The sequence below is a fragment of the Microbacterium sp. HMWF026 genome (assembly GCF_003061325.1).
In the GTDB taxonomy this organism is placed as follows: Bacteria; Actinomycetota; Actinomycetes; order Actinomycetales; family Microbacteriaceae; genus Microbacterium; species Microbacterium testaceum_E.
The window spans coordinates 1-10779 of sequence record NZ_QAJB01000186.1; the positions used below are offsets into that span (position 1 = coordinate 1).

10 protein-coding genes are annotated in these 10779 nt (G+C 71.6%); 6 read left to right on the plus strand and 4 right to left on the minus strand.

Annotated features, from left to right (window positions below; translation table 11 throughout):
* On the minus strand, window positions 1–253 hold a 253-nt coding region (locus DBR36_RS07845), incomplete at its 3' end, for a hypothetical protein (protein ID WP_146185279.1).
* 437 nt (window positions 254–690) lie between these two features.
* Between DBR36_RS07845 and smc the strand changes: the two genes are divergently transcribed.
* The 4 genes from smc to DBR36_RS07865 all read left to right on the plus strand — a co-directional run bounded on the left by smc (window position 691) and on the right by DBR36_RS07865 (window position 6090).
* Window positions 691–4209 (plus strand): chromosome segregation protein SMC, encoded by a 3519-nt coding sequence (smc, locus tag DBR36_RS07850; RefSeq protein WP_108318317.1) that lies wholly within the window; start codon window positions 691–693, stop codon window positions 4207–4209.
* A 4-nt stretch (window positions 4210–4213) separates the two neighbouring features.
* A complete protein-coding gene (ftsY, locus tag DBR36_RS07855) occupies window positions 4214–5086 on the plus strand; it encodes a signal recognition particle-docking protein FtsY (protein ID WP_108318318.1) in 873 nt (290 codons plus the stop codon).
* A 70-nt stretch (window positions 5087–5156) separates the two neighbouring features.
* Window positions 5157–5657: a DUF2004 domain-containing protein gene (locus DBR36_RS07860; RefSeq protein WP_108318319.1), complete on the plus strand. Its 501-nt coding sequence runs from the start codon at window positions 5157–5159 to the stop codon at window positions 5655–5657.
* Window positions 5658–5661: 4 nt separating this feature from the next.
* On the plus strand, window positions 5662–6090 hold the full coding sequence (locus tag DBR36_RS07865) for an MSMEG_6728 family protein (protein WP_108318320.1): 429 nt from the start codon (window positions 5662–5664) through the stop codon (window positions 6088–6090).
* 53 nt (window positions 6091–6143) lie between these two features.
* Here the strand turns inward: DBR36_RS07865 and lipA are convergent, their stop codons facing one another.
* Window positions 6144–7178, minus strand: coding sequence for a lipoyl synthase (gene lipA / locus DBR36_RS07870; RefSeq protein ID WP_181373526.1), 1035 nt, complete (start codon window positions 7176–7178; stop codon window positions 6144–6146).
* Window positions 7175–7813, minus strand: coding sequence for a lipoyl(octanoyl) transferase LipB (gene lipB, locus DBR36_RS07875; protein ID WP_108318321.1), 639 nt, complete (start codon window positions 7811–7813; stop codon window positions 7175–7177). The genes lipA and lipB overlap by 4 nt, the downstream gene beginning before the upstream one ends.
* Before the next feature lie 62 nt (window positions 7814–7875).
* Here lipB and DBR36_RS07880 point away from each other — a divergent pair, with 62 nt between their 5' ends.
* Window positions 7876–8430, plus strand: coding sequence for a TetR/AcrR family transcriptional regulator (locus DBR36_RS07880; protein ID WP_108318322.1), 555 nt, complete (start codon window positions 7876–7878; stop codon window positions 8428–8430).
* A 44-nt stretch (window positions 8431–8474) separates the two neighbouring features.
* A complete protein-coding gene (ffh, locus tag DBR36_RS07885) occupies window positions 8475–10013 on the plus strand; it encodes a signal recognition particle protein (RefSeq protein ID WP_108318323.1) in 1539 nt (512 codons plus the stop codon).
* Between the two features lie 31 nt (window positions 10014–10044).
* On the opposite strand, the gene DBR36_RS07890 is transcribed toward ffh, so the two are convergent.
* Window positions 10045–10761 carry an SGNH/GDSL hydrolase family protein gene (locus DBR36_RS07890; RefSeq protein ID WP_108318324.1) on the minus strand — a complete coding sequence of 239 codons (717 nt, stop codon included), beginning with the start codon at window positions 10759–10761 and terminating at the stop codon, window positions 10045–10047.
* Window positions 10762–10779: the final 18 nt, after the last annotated feature.

Sequence of the window (10779 nt, forward strand, 5' to 3'; positions counted from 1 at the left end):
GCCAGGCGCGTTCGCGGCGTTCGCGCTCGGCCTGTGCCTTCTGCGCCCGATAGGCCGAGACGGCCTGGTGGTCGAGTGCGCGGGCGCGATCGGCGTGCCGGGCGAGCAGCCACAGCCCGACGCGCAGCGACAGCCGGTCCAGCAGGCCCAGCGGGCGGTAGGCGGTCGTGTCGAACGTGACGGTCGAGGGGGTGGGAGGGGTGGAAGGCGCGGCCGAGGCGTGCTGCGGCGCGCGCGTGAACAGGGCGTTCATGCGGAGGCTCCGTGAGGAAGAGAAGACGAGTGAGTGACGCGACGAGCGCGTGGCGGACCGGGAACGGTCCGGGCGAGCGGTGAAGCTCGACGGGAGGCGGAGACGCGAGGCGTCTCGACGCGACCGGTCAGCCCTGACGGAGGGGCATGCCGACGGCGGTGGTCACTCCGGTGACGGGTGCGGAGAGCACGGGCACGGCGATGAAGCCGGTGGCGGTGAAGCCGGTGATGGTGCGAATCATGGGAGGACCTCCTTTCGACGTCGGTTGCGATCCCCGACGCTAGCGGAGGCGCTCAGCGAATGTCAAGCTTACGCTCAGAATCGACGGACTCTCGGGCGCGTCGGCGGCGACCGCGCGGCTCGCCACCGCGGAATTCCGCGGTTCCTCGGCTAGCGTGAGGCGCAGTGCCCGTCGGGCGACAGGAGAGGAGCGGCGAGTGCATCTGAAGAGCCTCACGCTCAAGGGCTTCAAGTCGTTCGCGCAGTCGACCACGTTCGCCCTCGAGCCCGGGGTCACCTGCATCGTCGGTCCCAACGGGTCGGGCAAGTCGAACGTCGTCGACGCCCTCGCCTGGGTCATGGGCGAGCAGGGCGCCAAGACCCTGCGCGGCGGCAAGATGGAGGACGTCATCTTCGCCGGGACCTCGACCCGCGGGCCACTCGGCCGGGCCGAGGTGCAGCTGACCATCGACAACGCCGACGGTGCACTGCCGATCGACTACAGCGAGGTGACGATCAGCCGCACGCTGTTCCGCACCGGCGCGAGCGAGTACGCCATCAACGGGCAGACCTGCCGACTGCTCGACGTGCAGGAGCTGCTGAGCGACTCCGGCCTGGGACGCGAGATGCACGTCATCGTCGGACAGGGACGCTTGGACACGGTGCTGCAGGCCACCGCCGAGGACCGGCGCGGCTTCATCGAGGAGGCCGCCGGCATCTTGAAGCACCGCCGTCGCAAAGAGAAGACGGCGCGCAAGCTCGAGGCGATGGAGACCAATCTCACCCGCCTGAGCGACCTGGCGGGCGAGCTGCGTCGTCAGCTCAAGCCCCTGGGCAAGCAGGCCGAGATCGCGCGCGAGGCCGCGACCATCGCCGCGGTCGTCCGCGACGCGAAGGCGCGGCTCTACGCGGACGATCTCGTGGGTCTGCGCGCACAACTCGCCGACGCGGCTCGCGCCGAGACCGAGCGCCACACCGAGCGGCTGGGGCTGCAGGAACAGGCCGAGGGTCTGCGCGGCCGTGTCGAGCGGCTCGAGAACGACCAGCGTTCCGAAGCGGTGGACCGCGCGCGCAGCGTCGCCTTCGCGCTCGAGCAGGTGCAGGAACGGCTGCGGGGTCTGTACTCGCTGGCCGGCCAGCGGCTGACCCTGCTCGGTGACGAGGGCGCCGATGCGGCGACGCTGACCCCCACGGTCGGCCAGCACGCCATCGACGACCTGCGCGTCGAGATCGACGAGGTCGCGGCGGGTCTCGGAGAGGCGCAGGATGCCGCGGCCGAGGCGACGAGGGCGGTGGCGCGTGCGCGCGCGGACCTCGACGCGCTCGACGTCGAGATCGCCGCGCAGAGCGCGCTGGTCTCGGAGCACGACATGCGCATCCAGGCTCTGCGGGGAACCGCCGAGGCGGCCGGCTCGGCCCTCGCGGCGGTCCGCGCGGGCGTCGAGCGGCAGCAGCGGGCCCTCGACGCCGCCCTGCTGCGGCGCGCCGAGACCGAGCGGGCCCGCGCCGAGCTCGATCCCGAGGTCGTCGCCGGCGCCTCGAGCGCCGAGCACGCCGCCGCGTACGAGCGCGCGCAGCGCGACGCCAACGACCGCGAGAGCGCGGTCGCCGGCATGCGCGACCGACTCCACGCCGCCGAGCGCGAGCGCGACGCCCTGACGGCCCAGACCACGGCGCTGGGGCGCGCCCTCGACGTGCGCAACGCGGCCGCCGACCTGCTGGCCGCGGGCGGCCCGGGTGTACGGGGTCTGGTCGGCGACGACGTGAAGGTCACCGCCGGGTACGAGGCGGCCATCGCCGCGGCGCTCGGCTCGCTCGCCGAGGGACTTCTCGTCGACGACGCCGCGGCGGCTTTCGACGCCGCGCGGACGGCGGCCTCGGCCGACATGGGGGTCGTCGAGATCGCGATCGCCGCAGCCGACGCGCCGACGACCGTGCCCGAGGTGGAGGGAACGGTCGCGGCCATCGACGTCGTCACCGCGTCGGCGGGGGTGCGCGGCATCCTGTCCCGCACCTTCGTCGTCGAGGACCTCGCCGCGGGGCAGGCCCTCCAGGCGGGACTGCCCCCCGAGGTGACGCTGGTGACCCGCGCGGGCGAGGTGCTCACGGCCCTGACCGTGCGGGCCGGCTCGGGGTCGGGTCGCTCGCGACTCGAACTCGCCGCCGAACGCGACGCCGCCGAGGAGCGGCTGGCCGAGATCGTCGTCGTCGCGGATTCGCTGCGCGAGGCCCTTACCGACGAGCAGCGGGTGCTCACCGACGCGCGCCAGCGGACGAAGGAAGCACTGTCGACCCTGCGCGCGCACGACGCCGCCCTCGCCGCCCAGGCCGAGAAGACCAACCGTGTCACCGTGCAGCACGAGTCCGCCGTGGCGGAGTGCGAGCGTCTCGAGGCGGGGCTCGGCCAGGCCCAGGCCCTGGTCGTCGACGCTGAAGAGGCGGCGCGTCGCGCCGAGGAGCAGCTGAACCGGGCGCTCGAGTCCCCTCGACCGCTGCTCGACGCGTCCGCGCGCGCGGGACTGGCCGGCGAGGTCGACGCCGCCCGGGAGCGCGAGCTGCGCGCGCGGCTCGACATCGAGACGCTCAAGGAGCGCGTCCGCGCGGGCGAGGTGCGCATCGTCCAGCTCGAGCAGCAGCGGGAGCGCGAGCGCGCCGCCGCCGCCGAGGCCGCGCGCCGCGCCGTGATCCGTCGCGCGCAGCGCGCCGTCGCGGCCGAGGTGGCGGGACACCTGCCGCCGCTGCTGGACTCGGTGGACCGCTCGGTGAGCCAGGCGCGGGTGGAGCTGGCTGCGGCCGAGTCGGCGCGCGCGGCCGTCACGGAGGAGCTCGCCCGTGCCCGCGCCGATGAAGCGGCGGTGCGCGAGCGGCTGGCCCGCCTCACCGAGAGCGTCCACGGACTCGAGCTGCAGATGCACGAGAAGAAGCTGCACGTTACGAGCCTTCTCGAACGGGTGCAGTCCGAACTCGCGCTCGACGAGGCCGTCCTCGTGGCCGAATACGGTCCCGACCAGCTGATCCCCGCGGACGGCGAGGGCGAGGGCGTGCGCTACGACCGCACCGCGCAGAAGCGTCGGCTGCAGGACGCCGAGCGCAAGCTGGCGCAGCTGGGACGCGTCAACCCGCTCGCCCTCGAGGAGTTCGCGGCGCTCGAGCAGCGGCACGCGTTCCTCACCGAGCAGCTCGCCGACCTGCAGCAGACCCGTGCCGACCTGCAGACGATCATCGCCGAGCTGGACGAGCGGATGCAGACCATCTTCGTCGCCGCGTTCGAAGACACCCGCGCCGCGTTCACCGACATCTTCCCGATCCTCTTCCCGGGCGGAACCGGGAGCATCTCGCTCACCGACCCCGACAACCCGCTCACGACCGGGATCGAGGTCGCGGTGCGGCCGGTCGGCAAGAAGATCGAGCGCCTGTCGCTGCTGTCGGGCGGCGAGCGCTCGCTGGCCGCCGTGGCATTCCTCACCGCGATCTTCACCGCCCGTCCCAGCCCGTTCTACATCCTCGACGAGGTCGAGGCCGCCCTCGACGACGCCAACCTCGGACGGCTCCTCGGCGTCTTCGAGAAGCTGCGCGCGAGCAGTCAGCTCATCGTCATCACCCACCAGAAGCGCACGATGGAGATCGCGGACGCGCTCTACGGGGTCTCGATGCGGCAGGACGGCGTCTCGGCCGTCGTGGGTCAGCGCGTGGGCGACCGCGCCGCCGCCCGTGACGAGGCCGCCCCCGTAAGCTGAAGCAATGGCTGAGAACTCCTGGTCGCTGGGCCGCGCGCTGCGCGGGCTGTTCGTCAAACCCACGATCGACGAGAACACGTGGGAAGACCTCGAGACCGCGCTGCTGACGGCCGACTTCGGTCCCGACGTGACCGAGCGCCTCGTCGACGAACTGCGTGAGAAGGTCGAGCGCTACCGCACGACCGATCCCCGCGACCTGCAGCGCATGCTCAAAGAGACGCTCGAGGAGCACTTCGCCAAGTTCGACACCACCCTGCGACTCACCGAACGTCCGGCGGTCGTGCTCGTCGTGGGCGTGAACGGCGTGGGCAAGACCACCACCATCGGCAAGTTCGCCAAGTTCCTGCAGCGCTACGGACGCACGGTGACGGTGGGGGCCGCCGACACGTTCCGCGCCGCCGCGGTCGACCAGCTGGCCACCTGGGCGGAGCGCGGGGGAGCGACGATCGTGCGTCCGCAGCACGAGGGTCAGGACCCGGCATCCGTCGCCTTCCAGACCGTCGCCCACGCCAAAGAGACCGGCACCGAGATCGTGCTGGTCGACACCGCCGGCCGCCTGCACACCAAGGGCGGACTCATGGACGAGCTCGGCAAGATCAAGCGCGTCATCGAGAAGCAGGCGCCGATCGCCGAGGTCCTCCTGGTCCTGGATGCCACGACCGGCCAGAACGGCCTGATGCAGGCGCAGGCGTTCCTCGACAGCGCCGGGGTCACGGGCCTCGTGCTCACGAAGCTCGACGGTTCCGCCAAGGGCGGCTTCGTCCTGGCGGTCCAGGAGCGCACCGGCATCCCGGTGAAGCTGCTGGGTCAGGGCGAGGGCATCAACGACCTCACGGGCTTCACGCCGCACGTGTTCGCCGCCTCGCTCGTCGACTGAGCCCCTACCGCACATCCGCCCCCGGGCGGGTCGTCTTCCCGAAGACGGGGCGGGCTGCTTACATGGAGGCATGGCCATCGAGCACGACTTCTTCGGACTCCTCGAGTCGGGCCCCGACGGGTCGATCTTCTGGAGCGAGAACGTCGAGTTCGGCGATCAGAGCGTCACGGTCGACCTGACCGCCCCCGACCAGGACGACGTCTCGGTCGAGGCGCTCGACGTCGCGGCATCCCTCATCTCCTCCCTCGAGTCGATCGACCTCGCCGCGCGCAACGCCATGGTCGACGAGCTCGGCTCGCGCACGAGCGAGGTGACCGAGTACATCCTGCAGCAGCAGGCGACCCTCGGCGACGAGCTCGAGGACTTCCTGGTCGACGCCTCGGGCGACACCCACATCGACGTCATCAAGGCGCTGCAGCTGATGAGCATGACGATCCTCGCGGACGAGCACGGCGGCGCCGACCCGTTCGCGGTCCTCGAGTACGCGCTCGACCCCGACGCGACCGACGACGTGCTGCTGGTCAACCTCGCGTCCGACGGGCGCGTGCAGTCGGTCACCAGCGCCGACTGACCCCGTGCAGACCTTCCTGCCGTACGCGTCGTTCGTCGACTCGGCCCGCGCCCTCGACCTCAAGCGCCTGGGCAAGCAGCGGGTCGAGACGTTTCAGCTGCTGCGCGCCTTGACCGTCCCCGACCACGGCTGGCGGCATCATCCCGCGGCGAAGATGTGGGACGGGCACCTCGCGGCGCTCGTGTCCTACGGCCTGGTCATGACCGACGAGTGGATCGCCCAGGGGCGCGCCGACACCGTGCGCGAGAAGATCCGCGTCTTCGCACCCGAGGTCGACGGCGTCGCCCAGGACGACCTCGACTTGCCGCCGTGGCTCGGCGACGAGGCCTTCCACCGGGCGCACCGCTCGAACCTGATCCGCAAGGATGCCGAGTTCTACGTCCCGCGTTTCGGCGATCTGCCCGACGACCTGCCGTACATCTGGCCGGTCTGACGCGGACGCGGCCGAGGGGACGACGGCCGGGGTGCTCCGGCCGCCGCCACGCGTCACACGGCCTGGGCGAAGCCCGCGTCGGCCGCGGCGATGTCCTTCGCGAGGTGGGCGAGGTGCGGCGGGATCTCGCGTCCCTTCGACACCATCGACTGCGCCCACAGGCGTCCGGCCCGGTAGGACGAGCGGACGAGGGGACCGGCGAGCACGCCGAGGAACCCGATGCGCTCGGCCTCTTCTTTGAACTCGACGAACTCGGCGGGCTTGACCCACCGCTGCACGGGGAGGTGGCGCGGGGTGGGGCGCAGGTACTGGGTGATCGTGATGATGTCCGTTCCCGCCGCGTGCAGATCCTCGAGGGCCTGCACGACCTCTTCGGGCTCCTCGCCCATGCCGAGGATCAGGTTGGACTTGGTAATGAGTCCCGCGTCGCGGGCGGCGCTGAGCACGCCGAGCGATCGGTCGTAGCGGAACGCGGGACGGATGCGCTTGAAGATGCGCGGCACCGTCTCGACGTTGTGCGCGAAGACCTCGGGGCGCGACGAGAACACCTCGTCGAGGTGCGCCGGGTTGCCCGAGAAGTCGGTCGCGAGGATCTCGACGCCGGTCCCGGGGTTCTCGGCGTGGATGCGCCGCACCGTCTCGGCGTGCAGCCACGCGCCCTCGTCAGGCAGGTCATCGCGTGCGACACCCGTGACCGTGGCGTACCGCAGCTGCATCCGGGTCACGCTCTCGGCGACGCGGCGGGGCTCGTCGCGGTCGTAGTCGGCGGGCTTGCCGGTGTCGATCTGGCAGAAGTCGCAGCGACGGGTGCACTGCGAGCCGCCGATGAGGAACGTGGCCTCGCGGTCCTCCCAGCACTCGAAGATGTTGGGGCAGCCAGCCTCCTGGCAGACCGTGTGCAGCTCCTCGGTCTTCACGAGGTTCTGCAGCGCCGTGTACTCGGGGCCCATTCGCGCCTTGGTCTTGATCCACTCGGGCTTGCGCTCGATCGGCGTCTCGGCATTGCGCACCTCCAGGCGCAGCAGCTTGCGGCCGTTGGGGGCGGTGGATGCCGGCGACCCGGCGTTACCGGTCCCGCAGGCGCTCACGCGGCCACCGCCGCGTACTCGGCGCGGAAGACGCGTTCGATCTCGGGCACGAGGTCGGCGGGGGAGACGTCGGCGCCCCGCACCTCGCTGACGGTGGTCACCCCGGCATCCGAGATCCCGCACGGCACGATGTGCCGGAAGCCCGCGAGGGTGTTGTCGCAGTTGACGGCGAAGCCGTGCATGGTCGTTCCCTTCTCGACGCGGACCCCGATCGCCGCGACCTTGTCGACGCCCAGGGGGCGCTGGACCCAGACGCCGCTGCGCCCCTCGACGCGGAACCCGTCCACGCCGAGCGCGCCGAGCGCGTCGATGAGCAGGCCCTCGAGCCGTCGGACGTGGGCGACGACGTCGATCGGCTCGGGCAGGCGCACGATGGGGTAGCCCACGAGCTGCCCGGGACCGTGCCAGGTGATCTTGCCGCCGCGGTCGACGTCGACCACCGGCGTGCCGTCGTCGGGGCGCTCGTGCGCCTCGGTGCGCTTGCCCGCGGTGTACACGGCCTCGTGCTCGAGCAGCAGCAGCGTGTCAGGCCGGGTGCCCGCGACCACGTCGGCGTGGATGCGGCGCTGGTGGGCCCAGCCGTCGAGATAGGGAACGTAGTGCGGGGCCAGGCCCGCGTGGTGGATGTCGAGCATCGACCCTCCGATGTTGGATTGCGTCCAAGAATACACACGCACGGTCGCCGTAGGCTGGCGTCGTGGCCTCCGAATCGCGCAGCGGCCGTCCCCGGGTCTCCTCTCGCGAGGTGCTCGCCGAGGCGGCGTGCGAGCTGTTCCTCGAGCAGGGCTACGACGACACGTCCGTCTCCGACATCACGCGTCGCGCGGGCGTGAGCCGTTCGAGCTTCTTCAACTACTTCGCCGCCAAGAGCGACGTGCTGTGGTCGGGCTTCGACGAGCAGGTCGCCGTCGGCGTCGACCTGCTGCGCGACGACGCCGAGGTCGCGTCGGCCCTGATCGAGATCGGGGCGGGGCTCCGGCCCGACGCCCTCGCCCTCGCGATCACGAACGCCGAGGCCATGGGCATCGGCGCCGAGCTGGACCGCGACCGCGCCGTCCGGCAGTTCCGGCTGCAGCGCGAGATCGCCGCGCGACTGACGCGGGACGGGATGCCGGCGCTCGGCGCCGAGGTGCACGCCGGCGCGCTGGCGGCGGCCGTGCTCGCGGCCGTGTGGGCCTGGGCCGACCGCACGGCTGCGGGCCACCCCCTCGCCGAGGTGCTCGCGGCGGCCATCGCCCTCGCCGACGACTGAGCCGCGCCGCGCGGTCGCGTCGATCCGCGTAAACTCGACTCATCATGGCGACTTTCGGCACCCTCTCCGACCGGCTCACAGAGACCTTCCGCAACCTCCGGAAGAAGGGCCAGCTCACGCCCGCCGACGTCGACGGGACGGTGCGCGAGATCCGTCGCGCCCTGCTCGACGCCGACGTGGCGCTCCCGGTCGTCAAGGAGTTCACCGCCGCCGTGCGCGAGCGCGCCCTCGGCGACGAGGTCAACCGCGCCCTCAACCCCGCGCAGCAGGTCGTCCAGATCGTCAACGACGAGTTGATCGGCATCCTGGGCGGTCAGCAGCGTCGCCTGCAGTTCGCCAAGAACCCCCCGACCGTCATCATGCTCGCCGGCCTGCAGGGCTCGGGTAAGACCACCTTCGCCGGCAAGCTCGCCAAGATGCTCGAGAAGGACGGCCACACGCCGCTGCTGGTCGCCTGCGACCTCCAGCGCCCCAACGCCGTCAACCAGCTGCAGGTCGTCGCCAAGCGCGCCGGAGCGGCGATCTACGCGCCCGAGCCCGGCAACGGCGTCGGCGACCCGGTCAAGGTCGCCCGCGACGGCGTCGCGCACGCCACGCGCCAGCAGCACGACATCGTCATCATCGACACCGCCGGTCGCCTGGGTGTCGACGCCGAGCTGATGAAGCAGGCCGCCGACATCCGCAGGGCCACCCAGCCCGACGAGGTGCTGTTCGTCATCGACGCGATGATCGGACAGGATGCCGTCAACACCGCCAAGGCGTTCCAGGACGGCGTCGACTTCACCGGCGTCGTGCTGTCGAAGCTCGACGGCGACGCCCGCGGTGGCGCCGCGCTGTCCGTCGCCTCGGTCACGGGTCGCCCCATCATCTTCGCGTCGACGGGTGAGGGCCTCGACGACGTCGAGCCCTTCCACCCCGACCGCATGGCATCCCGCATCCTCGATCTGGGTGACATCCTCACCCTGATCGAGCAGGCGCAGTCGGCCTTCGACGAGGCCGAGGCGATGAAGGTCGCCGAGAAGCTCGCGACGGAGACCTTCACGCTCGAGGACTTCCTCGAGCAGATGCAGCAGATGAAGAAGATGGGCTCCATGAAGAAGATGCTCGGGATGCTCCCGGGCATGGGCAACATGAAGCAGCAGCTCGACGATTTCGACGAGCGCGAGATCGACCGCACCGAGGCCATCATCCGGTCGATGACCCTCGCCGAGCGCCGCAACCCCAAGATTCTCAACGGCTCGCGCCGCCTGCGCATCGCCCGCGGTTCGGGCATGACCGTCACCGACGTCAATCAGCTGGTCCAGCGCTTCGATCAGGCCGCCAAGATGATGAAGACCGTCGCACGCGGCGGTGTGCCCAACATCCCGGGGATGGGTCCGGTGGGCGGCAAGCCGGGTGCGTCGTCCAAGCGCGGCAAGCAGCAGAAGGCCAAGGGTTCGCGGTCGGGCAACCCCGCCAAGCGCGCGGCCGAGAACGCCGGTATCGCGGCTCCGGCCACCGGATCCGGCTTCGGTCTCGGGGGCAGGAACGCGCCGAGCGAGGCCGACCTGGCCGAGCTGCAGAAGATGCTCGGTCGCGGCTGAGGCGTCCCGTATCGGGTGGCGTACACCCGACTCAGGGCAGGACGCCCGCGTCCTGCAGGGCCGACATGACGGTCTGCTCGATCGCGCGCTGACCCCGCGGCGTGGGGTGCACGTCATCGTCCTGCATCCACTCGGGGTGGCCGACGAGCGGCTGGCCGACGTCGACGAAGGTCCCGCCGACCGCCTGCACGGCGTCGCGCAGGGCGTCCGAGGTCACGGCGGTGTCGTCGGGCACGTCGGGGTCGTCGTTCCAGATGGTGCTCAGACCCACGATGCGCGCGTCCGGAGCGGCGGCGTGCAACTGATCGACGGTGTCGGCGGTGTCGCTGCGGATCTCGTCGCCGTCCTCCCAGAAGTCGTTGCTCGAGCTCTCGACGATCAGCAGCTGCGGTTGCAGGGCCGCCACCGCCGGGACGAATCCCGCGTACGAGGTTCCGCACTCGCCCTGCACGACGAACCCCATGCCCGGACAGGCGAGGTTCGTGAGGGCGACGCGGGCGCGCGCGCCCAGAAGGACGGGCCACGCCTGCTCGGGCAGCAGGTTGTAGCCCGACATCAGCGAGTCGCCCAGCGCGACGACGCGCGAGGGGGCCGGCGACGCGGGCGCGGACGTCGCGTGCACGAGCGGAGCGGCGAACGTGGGTACCGGACTGCTCTCGGGGTCTGCCGCGCACCCGGTCAGCGCCACCGCGAGGCCCGCCACCGCAGCCGTGAGCAAGAGCGGCCACCCGCGCCGTCCGATCGTCATGACGCGATCCTAGGCAGG

Coding starts and splice junctions, on each gene's coding strand:
- ftsY (WP_108318318.1), top strand. CDS start 4,214: ATGGCTGAGAACTCCTGGTCGCTGGGCCGCGCGCTGCGCGGGCTGTTC.
- DBR36_RS07860 (WP_108318319.1), top strand. CDS start 5,157: ATGGCCATCGAGCACGACTTCTTCGGACTCCTCGAGTCGGGCCCCGAC.
- lipB (WP_108318321.1), bottom strand. CDS start 7,813: ATGCTCGACATCCACCACGCGGGCCTGGCCCCGCACTACGTTCCCTAT.
- ffh (WP_108318323.1), top strand. CDS start 8,475: ATGGCGACTTTCGGCACCCTCTCCGACCGGCTCACAGAGACCTTCCGC.
- DBR36_RS07890 (WP_108318324.1), bottom strand. CDS start 10,761: ATGACGATCGGACGGCGCGGGTGGCCGCTCTTGCTCACGGCTGCGGTG.